Below are 16,747 nucleotides of genomic sequence, written 5' to 3' on the forward strand. Positions count from 1 at the left end.
TTCATAATACTGTCATTTTCATTGAGAAAAAGGCTAAGCTCTGATAAAATGAAACAGCGAATACGAATACTATCGAATATAAATAAAAGGATGAATCAATTATGGCAAAAGAGTATAATGTAGCAATTGTCGGGGCAACAGGTGCAGTTGGGGAACAATTACGTCACTTGGTTGCAAAAGCAAATTTCCCAGTAAAAAATGTGAAACTATTAGCATCAGCGCGTTCAGCAGGTAAAGAATTACCGGTGGGCGATAAAAACTATGTTGTTGAAGAATTGACGAAGGATGCTTTTGAAGGTGTGGATATTGCCTTTTTCTCAGCTGGTGGAGACCGTTCAGTCGAATTTAGCCAAGCAGCCATTGATGCTGGTGCAGTCGTAATTGATAATACTTCTGCCTTCCGGATGGATGAAAATACGCCATTAGTAGTGCCAGAGGTAAATCCACAAGCATTGAAAAATCATAATGGCTTGATAGCTAACCCTAACTGTTCAACAATCCAAATGGTTGTGGCTTTAAATCCAATCCGTGATGCCTTTGGGTTAGACCGTGTGATTGTGTCTACTTACCAAGCGGTATCAGGTGCAGGGGCGACAGCTATTGAAGAAATGCGTCAACAATATCGGGATATTGAAGCGGGTAATGATATTCAAACACCTGGCATCTTGCCAGTTGGTGGTGATGAGAAACATTATCAAATGGCTTACAACGTATTGCCGCAAATTGATAAATTCCAAGACAACCACTATACTTATGAAGAAATGAAAATGACCAATGAAACCAAAAAAATCTTAGGTGATGATACGATTGGGGTATCAGCGACATGTGTGCGTGTACCGGTTGTATACGGCCACTCAGAGTCTGTTTACTTTGAAGTAGATAATGATGACGTGACACTTGAAGATATCCAAAATGTTTTACGAGATGCACCTGGTGTTGTATTGGAAGATGATATCAACCAACAACTTTACCCTCAAGCAGTAAATGCTGAGAAGAAAACGGAAACATTTGTTGGCCGTATCCGTAAAGATTTAGACTTCCCACGTGGATTCCATATGTGGGTTGTTTCTGACAATTTATGGAAGGGTGCCGCATTGAATTCAATTCAGATTGCAGAACAAATGGTAGCTGATAAATTAATCTAGTTTATGTTATACTTAAGCTAGCGATGTGCGGGCAATATGGCGAAGCGTCATTGCACCGCACTTTTTTTGAGTAAAAAATATATCCGACCTGATTAACAATTTGCGTCAGCTTGGATACAGGCTGCACTAACTATTTAGCGTGCATCCAGACTTTATAAAAATAAACCCAATATATTAGGAGGCAGTAATATGAGTGATATTAATATCATCGCTCTGGGTGGTGTCCGTGAAAACGGGAAAAACATGTACCTAGTCGAAGTTGACGAAGCAATCTATGTCTTAGACTGTGGTCTTGTATACCCACCAGATGAATTATTAGGAATCGATATGATGATTCCAGACTTTACATACTTAAAAGAAAACCAAGACCGTGTAGCAGGGGTATTTTTAACCCACGGCCATGCGGATGCTATTGGTGCTTTACCGTATTTATTAAAAGATATTCAAGTACCCGTATTTGGTACAGAATTAACGATTGAATTAGCGAAAATTCAAACGAAGAAAATTGGCTTGAAGAATTATCAAGACTTCCATATTATTTCAGAAGATAATGAAATTGATTTTGGTAATGTCGTGATCAAATTCTTTAAAACTACCCACTCTGTACCTGAATCAGTAGGGATTGAAGTCTCTACACCAGAAGGTTCAATCGTTTATACAGGTGACTTCAAGTTTGATATGACAGTTTCAGATTCATATAAAACAGACTTTTCTCGTATTGTTGAAATTGGTCGTGACGGTGTATTCGCCTTACTATCAGATTCCAATGCAGCAGAAAATATGAAACCCAACGCCACTGAAATTGAAATTGAACAAGGTTTGTTGAAGGAAGTGCGTAATGCTAAAGGTCGTGTTATCGTTGCGGCGGTGGCTTCAAACTTAATGCGTATTCAACAAGTTTTAGATGTTGCAAGTAAACTGGGGCGTCGTGTTTTCTTAGATGATACTGAATTGGAAGAAATTATTGACGTAGCTATTCGCTTAGGCAAACTATCGATTCCGTCAAAAGACTTGATTGCCAACTTGAAAGACCTTGGCCGTTTTGAAGATCATGAAATTATTTTCCTAGAAACTGGAAAATCTGGTGAACCGTTAACAACCTTACAAAAAATGGCCTCAAGTCGCCACACAACTGTATCCATTAAAGACGGTGATAAGGTCATTATTGTGACAACACCTTCTTATGATATGGAAAAAGTGGTAGCAGAAACGAAAAACGATGTTTACCGTGCAGGCGGTGAAGTGGTTGAATTAGCTCAGGCGTATGCGTCAAGTGGTCATGCAAGTCCAAAAGACTTACAATTAATGCTCAGCTTATTGAAACCTAAATATGTGGTCCCAATTTCAGGTGAATACCGTCTAATGTCTGCCCACAAACACTTGGCAACAGAGGTAGGTATTCCAGAAGAGAATGTCTTCTTATTAGACAAAGGGGATATCTTGACCTATAAAGATGGCAATATCCATATCGGTGGTGCCGTACCAGCTTCAAACGTATTGATTGATGGATCAGGTGTTGGAGATATTGGCAATATTGTTCTTCGCGACCGCCGTATCTTATCTGAAGATGGTATTTTCTTAGTTGTCCTAACTATTTCGCGTCGTCTAGGTAAAATCTTATCTGGTCCAGAAATTATTTCTCGTGGTTTCATCTATATGAAGGCTTCTGAAACCTTATTAGATGAATCAAAAGACGTCGTCGTTGAAGTGACTGAGGAAAATCTTAAAGACAAGAACTTTGAATGGTCTAAATTAAAAGGTGACATCCGTGATGCGCTAAGTAAGAAATTATATAGTGAAACTCAACGCCGTCCGATGATTTTACCAGTCATTATGGAAGCTTCAAACTACCATCCTGACAAAAAAGATAAGAAAAAAGGGAAACAAAACTAAGGGGGTCCGGCATGAACGCGTCACAAAAATTAGTAGTCTGGGTTGAAGGCTTATTGTTTGTCATCCTGGCTTTATTAATTGAAAGTATCTTCCCAGTAACCATTACAAGTTACAATATTACCGTAGCGATTTCATTAACCCTATTGGTTTTCTATTCATATAGAAGAGGATCAACAGCAGGCTTTATCGCTGGTGCAGTACTTGGAGCAGTAGTGGGGTATTTACAAGTAGAGAATGTACAAACAGAGTGGATGGTGCTAGTGGCTAGTGCAATCCAAACAGCTATGGTTGGGTTATCAGGTAAATTTGCCCGAAACTTACAGCGGACGTTATTCAACCGCCGTATGTCTAGTGTATACCTAAACCTAATTACCGGGACAGTTATGACTTTTGCCGCATTCTTCATCCTAAAATTTATCTTTAATCAATATGTGCTAAATGTTGGTCAAGTGGCTGACGGTACATATGCGATGAGTATGTTATGGTCATTCTTGGCTAACTTAGCCTTAGCCTTAGTCATCCTAGTAATTATCTTAAACATTTCATCGAAATATTGGATTCCAAAGAATACGCCATATATTTCGCGCAAAGAACGTTCGCGTTTATTGAATGACTAACTCGTTCATCATATCTTGTAACAATAAATAGTAAGTAAGAGCAAACAACTAGTCCTTGGCATTTTCAATCGACCATTTTGTTTGCTCTTTTACTTTTAAAAAGGGGAAAACATGGGTTTATATATTTTTTATGGGATTTTAATTCTTTTAGTGTTAAATACCATCGCCGCAGTTATTACCGTCCTTAGACAAGACCGTCCTGTGGCGACTATTTGGGCTTGGTTATTGGTGCTAATATTATTACCAGGTATTGGTTTTATTATTTATTATTTTGTTGGTCGAAAGATTTCCGACCAAAATATCTTTAGGATTCGTAACCAAGAAATTTATGGTTTAAATGGTCTAAAAGAAAAGTATTTAAATAAAGATGGTAAACAGAAAAATGTTGACCATTATCCGCGTGGTATTCAAAAGATGATGCGTGTCTTGTTTAAGAGTGACTATTCAATCTTGACTGAAAACAATCATGTCGAAATCTTTATTTCAGGCCAAGAAAAAATGGACCGACTAGTTGCGGATATCTATGCCGCAACAGATTCGGTGCATGTACAATACTACATTTTTACTGATGATGAAGTGGGTATGCGGGTAGTAGACGCCTTAATTGACCGGGCCGAAGCGGGATTAGAGGTCAAATTGATGGCTGACGCAGTGGGTAGTCGTCGGCTAAGTAAGAAATCAGTGAAACGCATGGAAGAAGCAGGGATACAGTTTGAAAGTTTCTTCTCAAAAAGTCCCTTCTTTATTTTTAATTTTCGTCTAAACTGGCGTAACCACCGTAAAATTGTGGTGATTGACGGTTTAGTCGGTTATGTAGGAGGCTTTAATGTAGCCAAAGAATATATTGGTAAAGGACCTTTAGGTTATTGGCGTGATACCCATTTTCGGATTACAGGAGATGCCGTCAAAACTTTACAAAGCCGTTTTATGGTAGACTGGTTCGCTTCTAAAAAAGCCAAACCAAGTGACTTTGACCATGAATATTTCCCAGACCCAGAAGTAAATGGTGAAACAGCCATGCAGATTGTTTCATCAGGTCCAGACGAAGAATCTGACCAAATAAAAATGGGTTACCTGCAGATGATTAATATTGCAGAAGAGTATATTTATATTCAAACGCCTTACTTTATTCCAGACGAAGCCATCTTTGAAGCAGTTGAGATGGCAGCCTTATCAGGTGTGGAAGTCCATATCATGATTCCATCAAAACCTGACCACCCATTAGTATATCGAGCAACTGAATACTATGTAAAATCCTTACTGCCAGCTGGTGTTCACGTACATAAATACCGTGAAGATGGGTTCTTACATGCCAAAACAGTATGCGTAGACGGTCATGTTGCTAGCGTTGGGACTGCTAACTTTGATATCCGAAGCTTTGCTTTGAATTTTGAGATCAATGCCTTTGTTTACGACCGCAAACTCGTTGCCCAATTAGAGGAAATCTTCAAAAACGACTTGAAAGAATCGACTCAAGTAGATATCAATCATTTTGAAAACCAAACAAAATGGAAGAAATTCCGTCAAGGGTTCTCGAGATTGTTCTCACCAGTTCTATAATAGGTAAAAGCAAAAACCAGCTATCTGATTAGCTGGTTTTTGCGGTGTTATGGAATTGTTGGTGATAACGATGATTAATTTAATCGGCATAAACTGAACGAACAGCCATGATTTCATCGACTTTAATGATGCGCATAACATCATTATCAACATCTTCAAATAGGACAATGTCTTTATCGGTATATTTTGACCGAAAGATACCAAATAAAATATCTTTGGTGTTCATAGAACCGATTTGACGAGTAACGGTAATATATAGGGGGTCACCTAATTCGTTTGAATAGTTAATATGTTTGATTATGTCTTTGATTGGCATAATAGTTGTCAATACGTTGCTTTCCTTTTTCGCTTTGCGCTCTTCACTATTGAAAGAAAGGATATTTGACTGGCTAGATTGTTCAGCTTCAAGCAACATTGGATCAACTGGGATGAATAGATTACGGATTGATTGATAAGATAATGGGTTTTGCATGATAAGCCTCCTTATATTGAACAGTGGTCAGAAAGATGGGTACGTAGTAACGTAACTTGATTTAGCAAACATTTGTTCGCTTTACATTTTATATTATAAAGAACGTCCGTTCGGTATGCAAGTCTTTTTACGAACATCTGTTCACTTTTTACTCAGAAGCTTAATTATGGTATGATTCTAATTGAAAATTAATCCGAACATTAAAGAAAATCTTCAGGTCTTTGAGAAAAATATTTAAATTTGTGGTACTATTAAGGCTATATAAAAATGTGAAGGGTGAAAGGTGTTCTATGAAATCGAAAGGACTATTAGTTGTATTATCCGGTCCCTCTGGAGTGGGGAAGGGAACAGTGCGACAAGCGCTGTTCGAGACTGATACGAATCATGATCAGTTTTATTATTCAGTTTCTGCAACAACCCGACAACCACGCCCGGGCGAAGTAGATGGAAAAGACTACTTCTTTGTATCGCGCGACGAATTCGAAGGTATGATTGAAGACGAACGTTTGTTGGAGTATGCTGAATATGTGGGCAACTACTATGGAACACCCCTTCAATACGTTGAAGAAATGACTGAACAAGGTAAGGATGTTTTCCTTGAAATAGAGGTTCAAGGTGCATTGCAGGTTAAGCGACGTATGCCAGATGGTGTATTCATTTTTCTTGCACCACCGACTATGCATGAGTTAGAATCTAGAATAGTTAATCGTGGTACTGACGCCCCAGAAGTCATTGAGAAACGGATGCATCAAGCACGAGAAGAGTTGCAATTGGTTACGCAATACGACTATGTTGTGGAAAATGACAATGTAGACTCGGCAGTTGAACGAATTCAAACCATCATAAATGCTGAGCATTTAAAAACAGACCGATTTATCGACGATATTGTAGAAAATTACTTAAAGGAAGGCGACGAAAAATAATGATTATCTATCCATCAATTGACAAATTATTAGACCGCATCGACTCAAAATACTCACTAGTATCCATTGCTGCAAAACGCGCAACTGAATTACAGGTTGAGAAGAATCCGATGTTAAATGAATACCAATCACCTAAATTTGTAGGTCAAGCGTTAGAAGAAATCGCTTCTAATGACTTAGTGATTGATCCAGACTCATTATCGCAAAGCTAATTATCATTTTTAGAAAAATATAAACTTCATTAAGCCAAGTAGCTTTCCGTTGCTTGGTTTTTTTTGCTAATTCAATCTAGATATGTGAGGTGACTTAGCTAATGAAATACGCAAAAAAAGAGGTGTACCATCAAAACGGTCATACCTCTTATCATCAATTGAATATTATTTTTCAGAGACTAATTTGCCTTGAACATATACTTGTTGGATATTGGCTTGATTAGCTAGGTATAGGATCTTTTCAAACGTTTGTCCTAGGTCTTCAAAGACACCAAATCCTTGGATACGATTTTCCTTGGCTGTGGTATCAATTACTTGGAAATCAGCAGCATAGCCTTCTTTGATTAAACCAATTGGTAAGTCAAGGGCTTCACCACCACCAAGTGTTGCAAGAGAAAAGGCTTCTACAACAGAAATGCGAGAATCTGGCACACCGCGTTTGGCTTGCGGTAAACGGGTATTAACACCGTCTTCTAATTGACGTGAGCTCATCACGGCTTGTTTAATCCCGTCATATAGAGACGGTGAGAAGCCACCGGAAATATCTGTTCCTAAGCCAACTTGTACGTCTAATTCTTTTAGGTGTTTAATGGGAATAATACTATTAGCAAAATAAACGTTAGAAATAGGGCAGTGGGCAACCGCTGTTTGGTTTTCTGCAAAAATCGCAGCATCATCGTCATTGATAAAGTTAGAGTGGGCCATAACTGATTTTTTACCGAATAAACCAAAGTCTCTAAGCGCTTCTGTGTCAGTTTTACCGAAGCGTTTATAAGTAAAATCATGTTCCCATTGGCCTTCACTACAATGAGTATGGACGTGGGTGTCGTATTTTTGAGCTAGTGCACCTAAACCAGCTAAGGCCTCGTCAGTACAAGAGGGGGCAAAGCGGGGCATGACAACAGGGTAGACGCCTTGAATGACGTCCTTACCATAGGCACGCACTTCTTGGATGAATTCTTCGGTTTTTTGTAGGGCAATCTCAGTTGAGGCATCTCGGTAAAAGTCAGGGTTACCTTGTGGGTCATCCATAACTACTTTACCAACTAAGGCGCGTTGACCTTTTTCTGCAGCAATCTTAACCAATTCAAATGACGATTCTTTGTGAATAGTCCCGAAATAAAGGGCAGTAGTGGTGCCACGAGCGAGTAAGGTCGCCACTAAGTCTGTGTAAACTTCTTTCGCGAAGTCAATGTCTTTATATTTAGCCTCTAGTGGAAAAGTGTGTTCATTTAACCAAACATCCAAGGGGGCGTCTAAAGCAATCCCCGCCTGTGGCCATTGAGGGGCATGGATATGGGTATCAATGAAACCTGGTAATAAGTATTGACCGTCTGTTAGACGAATTAAAGTGCCACGTTCTTCAAATAAGGCGATTAGCGGTTGGTAGTCACCGTCATCTTGAGGGACAATTCGGTCGATGACCCCATCTTGGTTGATGGTTATCAGTGCGTCTTCTTGGTATGTCAGTTGACCATGTTCTGGCGTATGAAAATAAGTCGCTAAAATGGCTTTTTCTAATCCAATCATATTGTGCTCCCTTTAAATAAAAATATTTCCTTCTTTCTCATTTTAAGATAAATTAACGAACAAGTAAATAGATTTAAGGTTAAATGTTCGTAAATAAACTATGATATTTCAAATTAATTAGAGTTTACTTATAAATAGGATAAATTAACGAACGAATATACAAAGTAAAAGCGGCAATATATGCCACAGGCAATTAATGTTAAATTCCAACCAATTACTATACAATAGATAGATGAATACGATGAAGGAGGCGACTGGAATGGTTGAGGCAAATGTTATAGAAGTGATCGTGGACGTCCCCACCATGCAGACGGACCATCCTTTTGAATACCAAATCCCTGAAGAAATGGTGAATATTATTCAACCAGGCATGCGGGTACAAGTCCCATTTGGCAGTCGTAACCTCTTGGGTTATGTCATTTCACCAGCTAAAATCGAGGCTGATTTTGAAGGCGAATTGAAGCTGATTACCGCACTTTTAGACGACGAACCGGTTTTAAACGCGGAAATGTTGCAATTAGGTAAGGATATGGCCAAGCAAAATTTTTGTTTCTTAGTTGAAGCCTACCATACCATGCTGCCTAACTTGCTCAAGGTAAATTATGAAAAGTTCTTCCTGCCAACCCCTGAAATTTCCTATCTGGATCATCAGCAATACTTTGATGACCTCAGTGAAATCGCCTGGTCTGAAGCCGAAAAAAGGGGAATTCTCACCGAGTTGATAGCCCTTAAAAACAAAGGTCACCTGTCCATAGACTATCGGGTAGAAGACCGTAAACGCTATAAAACGGAAAAATGGATACAACCACTGATGGACTTTGACCAACTAGAGGAAGAAGTCACCAGCATTCGAAAAACAGCTAAGAAGCAACTTGCCTTGGTGGAAGTGTTAATGGAGCTGGACGGTAAGAAAGTACCTGCTAAATACCTAAGAGATGAATTTGACTTGCACACAGCTACGCTTAAATCAGGGGCAGAAAAAGGTTGGTTAAAACTTTACGACCAACAAGTTAACCGTGATCCCTATGCAGATATTGCGATTGAAAAATCAGAAAAGTTACCCTTACAAGCCCAACAAGAAGCTGCCTTTAATGCTGTAAAAGAAGCCATGGATAACCAAGAAGACCGGGTTTTCTTACTACAAGGGGTAACAGGATCAGGGAAGACAGAGGTTTACCTGCAACTGATTCAAGAAGCCTTAGATAAAGATAAAGAAGCCATTTTACTGGTACCAGAAATTTCCTTAACGCCGCAAATGGTCAACCGGTTGAAAAGTCGCTTCGGGAACCAAGTAGCGGTCTTGCATAGTCAATTATCAACAGGGGAACACTTTGATGAGTGGCGCAAATTAAAAAATGGCCAAGCTAAAATAGCTGTTGGGGCCCGGTCATCTATATTTGCACCATTAAAAAATATAGGCCTGATTATTTTGGATGAAGAACACGAAACTACCTACAAACAGTCAGATAATCCCCGTTACCACGCACGTGAAGTGGCCAAATGGCGGGCAGCTTACCACCATTCGCCAGTTATTTTAGGTTCAGCAACCCCTAGTCTAGAATCTAGAGCACGAGCCCAAAATGGGGTTTATCAACTACTTGAAATGCCCGAACGGTCAAATCAAAAGCCACTACCGCCTGTTGAAATGATTGATATGCGTGAAGAATTTAAACATAAAAATTACTATCAATTCTCACGGCAATTACGTGACCAAATGCAGGCTACAATGGACCGGGGCGAACAAGTTGCTTTGATGTTAAACCGGCGTGGTTTCGCCAATTTCATGCAATGCCGAGACTGCGGTTATACCTTTCAATGTCCAAATTGTGATGTATCACTGACTTACCACTATCACGACAAGAAATTACAGTGTCATTATTGTGGCTATAACGAGGCCAGACCGCAACGTTGTCCACATTGTGGTCAAACCCACTTACGTGAATTTGGAACGGGGACGGAAAAGGTGGAACAAGAAATTAATGAGCTGTTCCCGAATAGAACCGTGGCCCGAATGGATATGGACACCACCCGGCGTAAAGGGAGTCACGAGCGGATATTAAAGCAAATTGCTGATAAAAAAGCAGATATTTTACTAGGTACCCAGATGATTGCCAAGGGGCTGGATTTTCCAAACATTACTTTAGTAGGCATTATCAATGCAGATACCACACTCTATCTGCCAGATTTTAGGGCAGCTGAACGGACTTTCCAGCTCTTGACCCAGATGTCAGGACGGGCTGGCCGTGGGGACCTAGACGGGCAAGTCTTGATTCAAACATATAATCCGGACCATTATGCCTTAACTTTGGCTAAAGATCATGATTATGACCGTTTCTATCAAACCGAAATGCAATACCGGAAACTCAACCAGTATTCGCCGTATTATTACACTGTCCGCTTTACTATTTCTAATTTTGACGACCATACAACGCAAGCGACGGCTGCTAAGGTGGCTGCAATTTTACAGCAGGCTGACATTCAAGCAACCAAGGTGATCGGTCCCGCTCAGTCGACCATTTCAAGAATTAATAATCAATACTATTACCAACTCTTGTACCAGCACCGAGGCAACCAGGCCATCCAAGCTGTTTTACAAGAAATTCAAGACAAGGCCCAAAATTGGTCTAAAGACAAAATTTACGTATCCATTGACGTAGACCCACAAACCTTCATGTAAAAAAAAGCTAGTCATTTCAATCTAAACCTGACACTGATCAGCGAAAATCTCAGATTGAAATAATGGTATAATAAGAAGAAAGCACAGGATTTATTTAAAGGAGACACATTTGAAAAGAATCGTATTTATGGGGACACCCGCATTTTCAGTGAATATATTAGACGCATTAGTTGCGCAAGATGATCAGTATGAAGTGGTTGCAGTTGTGACGCAGCCCGACCGTCCAGTAGGGCGCAAACGGAAATTAACACCATCACCAGTGAAAGAAGCGGCTTTAAAACACGACATTCCAGTTTACCAACCGGAAAAAATCGGCCGGGACCAAGAAATCAAAGATTTATTAGCTGAGGAAATCGATTTAATCGTCACTGCAGCCTTTGGTCAATTCTTACCGACGAGCATATTAGAGGCGCCAAGATACGGCGCGGTAAATGTACATGCATCATTATTACCTAAATACCGCGGGGGCGCACCAGTTCACTATGCCATTTGGAATGGTGACAAGGAAACAGGCGTGACGATAATGCGCATGGTGAAAAAAATGGACGCAGGGGACATTTTAACCCAAGTGGTAGTCCCAATTGAAAGTGACGATACCGTTGCGACTATGTTCGACAAACTATCCGTTGCAGGGACTGACTTGTTGATGGATACTTTGCCAAAATTATTCACGGGCGAAATTACACCGACAGCTCAAATTGAGGAAGAAGCGACATTTTCCCCGAATATTACCAGCCAACAGGAACAAATTGATTGGCGTAAAGAAGCGCAGCAAATTGACAACCAAGTGCGGGCCTTTAATGCTTGGCCAGTAGCCCATACCAAAGTGGACGGGCAACGGTGGAAAATTTGGCAGGTAGCACCAGTCAAAGAAGAATCGACTGACGAAAAACCAGGCACAATTATTAAAATTCAAAAGAAACCGGCTCAATTATGGGTAGCAACAGGGAACAAAACCGTTCTAGCTATCGAACAATTACAACCAGCTGGTAAGAAACAAATGGACGTTGCAGCCTTCATTAACGGTGGGGCCGGCAACTTAGCGGTCGGCGATAGCTTTGACCAAGTGGAGGACGATATAGATGGAGAATAATCAAGTAGAACCAGGGTCAAATGCCCGAAATGGCGGTCATAGTGGGGGCTACCAAACACCTCTGAAATTATCTGCTCGTTTTCAAGCGATGGAGTCAGTTAATCAAATTATCCGCCACAACCACTTCATCAACCAAGAAGTTAACCGGGTGTTAACTGAAGAAGCTGTGGCCGAAGCAGACCGTAACCTCTATACTAACCTGGTTTATGGGTCTGTTCAAAACTACTATACATTGGACGCTTTTGTCCGTGATTTTGTAGCCAAGCCCAATAAAGTGAAATCATGGGTCTGGTCTTTACTCATTGTTTCGGCCTACCAAATGTATTATTTAGATAATATCCCAAATTATGCGGTAGTTGACGAAGCGGTCAGAATTGTCCGTAAACGAGGCAATCAGACCTTGGCTAAATTCGCTAACGGGGTCTTACGGAATTTCACCAGACGTTATGAAACAATGGCCGATTTTATCCAAACCAAAGAAGATCCAAGAGAGAAGTTAACCCTAGAGGCCTCATTACCGCCTGTATGGGTAGATTATTTTGTGGACCGTTTTGGCTTAGATGAAGCCGAAAAATTGGCTAATTCACTCAATCAAACGCCTTTTATTACGGTACGGGCCAACAATAAATTTAATAACCTAAACTCAGAAAAAATGACCGAATATCAAAAGATATTAGAAGCAGAAGGTTTTACAGTAGCGCCTAGTCCTTTGTCACCATTTGCCTTACGGGTAACTAAAGGGAATCCAGCCCATTCATCCTTATTTATGAACGGGGAAATTACCATTCAAGATGAATCAGCACTTCTAGCTGTAGAAGCTTTAAACCCGAAACCAGGGGAAACAGTTCTTGACGCTTGTGCCGCACCGGGTGGAAAAACTGTGCAAATCGCTGAAGCAGTTGGCCGAACTGGGCATGTCATTGCCTGTGATATAGCAGAAAATAAATTGCCTTTAATTCAAGAAAATGTAGACCGGATGCAGGTAGCTGACCACGTGGAAATTCTCCATCAAGATGCTACTGCCTTGTTAGACCGTTTTGGGGAGAATGGCAGCGAACCGACAAGCTTTGATAAGATTCTAGTCGACGCACCATGTTCAGGTGTGGGCCTATTCCGCCGTAAACCTGACACCAAATACCATAAAACATTGCAAGATTTGGATGCTTTACATGATATTCAAGTGACAATTATGAACCAAGCATTACCATTGTTGAAAAAGGGTGGCGTGATTACCTACTCTACATGTACAATTACAAGAGAAGAAAATGAAGATGTGGTTAAAGCCATTTTAGACCAACATCCAGACCTAACATTGAAGTCATTTAAACATTGGCGAGATAACCTAGACCAATCAATAGGCGCAGATGGAACAATTGAAATCCTACCGCATGCCTATATGTCTGATGGTTTCTTTATCGCCAGCTTTGAAAAAAACTAGCGAAGGAAAGTGAGCATACATGGAAATCGCAAGCAAAACTGATGTCGGTGTCGAACGAAAACAAAACCAAGACCAAGTAGGCGTTTTTTACAACCAAGACCAAGCAGCAATCTTATTGCTTTGTGATGGGATGGGTGGCCATAATGCAGGAGATGTTGCTTCGGAAATGGCTATTTATCATGTAGGAACTGCTTGGGAAAGCACTGAAAACATGACGGACGCCAATATCATTTCTGAATGGTTGACTGATCAAATTAAGACGGCCAATGCCCATATATTTGAAAAAGCCAATCAATACCATGATTTGTCAGGTATGGGTACAACAATCGTCGCAGCTGTACCATTAGAGGACTTGGCACAAGTGGTTTTAGCCCATGTAGGGGATTCGCGTATCTATATTCATCAAGTGGATGAACTAAAGCAAATTACTAAAGACCATTCTTTTGTCCAAGAATTATTGGATATGGATATGATTACTAAAGAAGAAGCGCAGGTTCACCCACAAAAGAATATCGTGACTCGGGCAGTGGGTATTGCTGCTAACGTTGATGTAGATATTAATATTGTAGACTTTTTAGTAGATGATACCTTACTATTATGTTCAGACGGATTAACTGATATGGTTGAGGAAACAGAAGCCTTGGCTATTTTGACAGATGAAAGTCTATCAATTGAAGCAAAAGCTGACCAATTAGTGGATATGGCCAATGACCATGGAGGCCGAGACAATATTTCGGTGGTGATTGCCCATAGAAAACCACCATTTACAGAAAGAGAAGAGACAATTGAAGAGACATTTTATAATGAGGAAATCGAAAATGAAAGGGGTGAATGCTAATGAGATCTGGTCAAGTCATTGATGAACGCTACAAAATCGTTAACCATATCGGTTCAGGCGGTATGGCAGATGTATATCTTGCTTACGACCCCATTTTAGAACGTGATGTAGCCATCAAATTCTTGCGTGTTGGGAAAGCAGATGCCATGGATGCCACCAAACGATTTGAGCGTGAAGCCCTATCCGTATCAGAATTAAACCACCCAAACGTAGTCAGTTTATTTGACGTGGGTGAAGATGAGGAAGGCAAGTTTATCGTGATGGAATATGTGGACGGAATGGACTTGAAGGCCTATATCCGTGAAAACCACCCAATCCCAGTGGATATTATTCAAACGCTGATGATCCAAATCCTATCAGGGGTGCAAGCTGCCCATAATATCGGTATTGTCCACCGTGACTTGAAACCACAAAATATCATGGTCAACCAGGACGGGACGATTAAAATCATGGACTTTGGGATTGCTATGGTGACTTCTGAAACAAGCATCACCCAAACCAATTCGATTATTGGTTCAGTCCATTATCTATCACCAGAACAGGCGCGTGGATCTATGGCTACAAGTCTTTCAGATATCTACTCATTAGGTGTAGTCCTATTTGAAATGCTGACAGGTCGGGTACCATTTGACGGTGAATCAGCTGTCTCAATCGCCCTGAAACACTTCCAAGAACCCCTACCACCAATCGAAGCTTACCGCGAAGACGCCCCACAAAGTTTAATTAATGTGGTGGCCAAAGCAACAGCTAAAGAACCATCTGCTCGTTATCAATCTACACAAGAAATGATTGATGACTTAGAAACGGTCTTTTCTGATAACCGGAAAAATGAGCCTGTATTTATCCCAGCTAACATGGCCAATGAAACGATTGTCATGGCTAAGGAAGATATCGAAAATCAAATGCGTCTAGGAGAGTCCGATGAAGTAAAGTTAATGGCAGCTGGCGAAAAAGCAGTTGATGACGATACAGAACCGGGTACAACCGATGGAAATGCTGAAGATACTGTTTTAGATGATTCAGATGAACATGATATTGCAGATAAGGCTGTTTTGGCTGCAGGCGCTGGTTTAGCTGGAGCCGCCTTAGCGGGTCCGGGAACGGTTGCGGGTGGTGGCAGCGCAGGCGCTGCGGATGTTGCTAGTGTTAGTGGCTTACAAGCAGACCCATCCCCAAGTCCTAGTGGTAATGGTACCGATAAGAATGGTGGTAGCAAGCCAACTAGTAAACCTAATAAACAAGGTGGCAAACCAAGTAATAAACAGCCGAAAAGTCGTAGACCACTTGCCATTATTACAGGAATAATCGTTGGACTCCTATTGATTGCTTTCCTAGGTTATAACTACATGGCAGGCCGCAATATTACTGTACCTGATTTAGCAGGTATGACAGAGCAAGAGGCATCCTTAACTTTAGAAAGTTTAAATTTAGTTCTAGGAGATGTAACAGCAGTATACGATGAAGAAGTTGAAGCCGGTCGTGTGATCAATTCAAGTCCATCAGCAAACACAGAAGTGAAACGTGATACGGAAGTCGATGTCAATATTTCGCAAGGTCCTGAGCCGTATGAATTAAAGGATTACACTGGTCAACCATTTACGAAAATTGAAGAAGAATTAACGGCATTAGGCTTTACCGTCACCCAAGAAGAAGACTACTCTGATTCAGTTGAAGCAGGCGACATCTTGAGCCAATCTATCGAACAAGGTAAAGCAGTAATACCTGGTGAGACAACTATTAACTTTGTTGTTTCTGCAGGTGTTGAAACCTTTACGATGGCCGATTTATCTGGTTGGAATAGAGCGTCAATCCAACAATATGCTGATTCAAATGGTTTAGTTGCTTCATTTGATTCACAATATTCAGGTTGGGTACCGGATGGCGTTATGATTTCTCAATCGATTACACCAGGTACAGAATTTGTAGCAGGAGATGAATTATATATTGTGATGTCTGATGGACCGGAACCAGTATCTAGTTCATCAAGTTCAAGCTCTTCATCTTCATCTTCATCCGCATCTTCATCCTCAAGCTCATCATCCAATGACGATGATGACGACGAAGACGATGATAGCTCATCATCAAGTTCATCATCTAATAGTAGTTCAAGCTCAACTTCTTCAGCGTCAAGTTCTTCAGCGAGTGCTAGTTCATCATCTAGCCAACGTGAAAGTTCAAATGTAGAAGATTAGGTAAATCAATAAATCAAGAGAAAGGTGTAGACAGTTTGTTTACGCCTTTTTTGCCAGTTTAAAGACCTTTCTAATGAATAAAAATTGTCGGAGTGTTTTTTATTTAAAGTCGCCCCTTGAGAAAACCGTGTAATTCATTACATGGATGAATCAAGTT

Annotated in this window: 13 protein-coding genes; 11 read left to right on the plus strand and 2 right to left on the minus strand. The window is 40.5% G+C overall.

Annotation, left to right across the window (positions count from 1 at the left end):
• The first annotated feature begins 101 nt into the window (after nucleotides 1-101).
• From AC973_RS01445 to cls, 4 genes are all read left to right on the plus strand, one after another.
• Nucleotides 102-1,145 carry an aspartate-semialdehyde dehydrogenase gene (locus tag AC973_RS01445; RefSeq protein WP_048726345.1) on the plus strand — a complete coding sequence of 348 codons (1,044 nt, stop codon included), beginning with the start codon at nucleotides 102-104 and terminating at the stop codon, nucleotides 1,143-1,145.
• 189 nt (nucleotides 1,146-1,334) lie between these two features.
• A complete protein-coding gene (locus AC973_RS01450; protein WP_048726346.1) occupies nucleotides 1,335-3,038 on the plus strand; it encodes a ribonuclease J in 1,704 nt (567 codons plus the stop codon).
• A gap of 11 nt (nucleotides 3,039-3,049) precedes the next feature.
• Nucleotides 3,050-3,655, plus strand: a complete 606-nt coding sequence (locus tag AC973_RS01455; RefSeq protein ID WP_026466392.1) for an energy-coupled thiamine transporter ThiT — start codon at nucleotides 3,050-3,052, stop codon at nucleotides 3,653-3,655.
• Between the two features lie 111 nt (nucleotides 3,656-3,766).
• A complete protein-coding gene (cls, locus tag AC973_RS01460; protein WP_048726349.1) occupies nucleotides 3,767-5,215 on the plus strand; it encodes a cardiolipin synthase in 1,449 nt (482 codons plus the stop codon).
• Nucleotides 5,216-5,294: 79 nt separating this feature from the next.
• Here the strand turns inward: cls and AC973_RS01465 are convergent, their stop codons facing one another.
• Nucleotides 5,295-5,687, minus strand: coding sequence for a hypothetical protein (locus tag AC973_RS01465; RefSeq protein WP_003142457.1), 393 nt, complete (start codon nucleotides 5,685-5,687; stop codon nucleotides 5,295-5,297).
• Nucleotides 5,688-5,977: 290 nt separating this feature from the next.
• Here AC973_RS01465 and gmk point away from each other — a divergent pair, with 290 nt between their 5' ends.
• Together gmk and rpoZ are read left to right on the plus strand one after the other, a co-directional pair.
• Nucleotides 5,978-6,610 carry a guanylate kinase gene (gene gmk, locus AC973_RS01470; RefSeq protein ID WP_048726354.1) on the plus strand — a complete coding sequence of 211 codons (633 nt, stop codon included), beginning with the start codon at nucleotides 5,978-5,980 and terminating at the stop codon, nucleotides 6,608-6,610.
• Nucleotides 6,610-6,822, plus strand: coding sequence for a DNA-directed RNA polymerase subunit omega (gene rpoZ, locus AC973_RS01475; RefSeq protein WP_048726357.1), 213 nt, complete (start codon nucleotides 6,610-6,612; stop codon nucleotides 6,820-6,822). Before gmk ends, rpoZ begins: the two co-directional genes overlap by 1 nt.
• Nucleotides 6,823-6,987: 165 nt before the next feature.
• Here the strand turns inward: rpoZ and guaD are convergent, their stop codons facing one another.
• Nucleotides 6,988-8,352 (minus strand): guanine deaminase, encoded by a 1,365-nt coding sequence (guaD, locus tag AC973_RS01480; protein ID WP_048726360.1) that lies wholly within the window; start codon nucleotides 8,350-8,352, stop codon nucleotides 6,988-6,990.
• 259 nt (nucleotides 8,353-8,611) lie between these two features.
• On the opposite strand from guaD, the gene priA reads away from it, so the two are divergent.
• The 5 genes from priA (at nucleotide 8,612) to AC973_RS01505 (ending at nucleotide 16,590) form a co-directional block, all read left to right on the plus strand.
• A complete protein-coding gene (gene priA / locus AC973_RS01485) occupies nucleotides 8,612-11,029 on the plus strand; it encodes a primosomal protein N' (RefSeq protein WP_065419840.1) in 2,418 nt (805 codons plus the stop codon).
• Between the two features lie 109 nt (nucleotides 11,030-11,138).
• Nucleotides 11,139-12,122, plus strand: coding sequence for a methionyl-tRNA formyltransferase (gene fmt, locus AC973_RS01490; protein ID WP_048726365.1), 984 nt, complete (start codon nucleotides 11,139-11,141; stop codon nucleotides 12,120-12,122).
• Nucleotides 12,112-13,560 (plus strand): 16S rRNA (cytosine(967)-C(5))-methyltransferase RsmB, encoded by a 1,449-nt coding sequence (gene rsmB, locus AC973_RS01495; protein ID WP_048726368.1) that lies wholly within the window; start codon nucleotides 12,112-12,114, stop codon nucleotides 13,558-13,560. Before fmt ends, rsmB begins: the two co-directional genes overlap by 11 nt.
• A gap of 19 nt (nucleotides 13,561-13,579) precedes the next feature.
• On the plus strand, nucleotides 13,580-14,398 hold the full coding sequence (locus AC973_RS01500) for a Stp1/IreP family PP2C-type Ser/Thr phosphatase (protein ID WP_048726371.1): 819 nt from the start codon (nucleotides 13,580-13,582) through the stop codon (nucleotides 14,396-14,398).
• The gene (locus AC973_RS01505; RefSeq protein ID WP_048726374.1) at nucleotides 14,398-16,590 is read left to right on the plus strand and encodes a protein kinase domain-containing protein; all 2,193 of its coding nucleotides are present in this window, start codon (nucleotides 14,398-14,400) and stop codon (nucleotides 16,588-16,590) included. Before AC973_RS01500 ends, AC973_RS01505 begins: the two co-directional genes overlap by 1 nt.
• Nucleotides 16,591-16,747: the final 157 nt, after the last annotated feature.

The organism is Carnobacterium sp. 1290_CSPC, assembly GCF_001053265.1.
GTDB lineage: Bacteria > Bacillota > Bacilli > Lactobacillales > Aerococcaceae > Aerococcus > Aerococcus urinaeequi.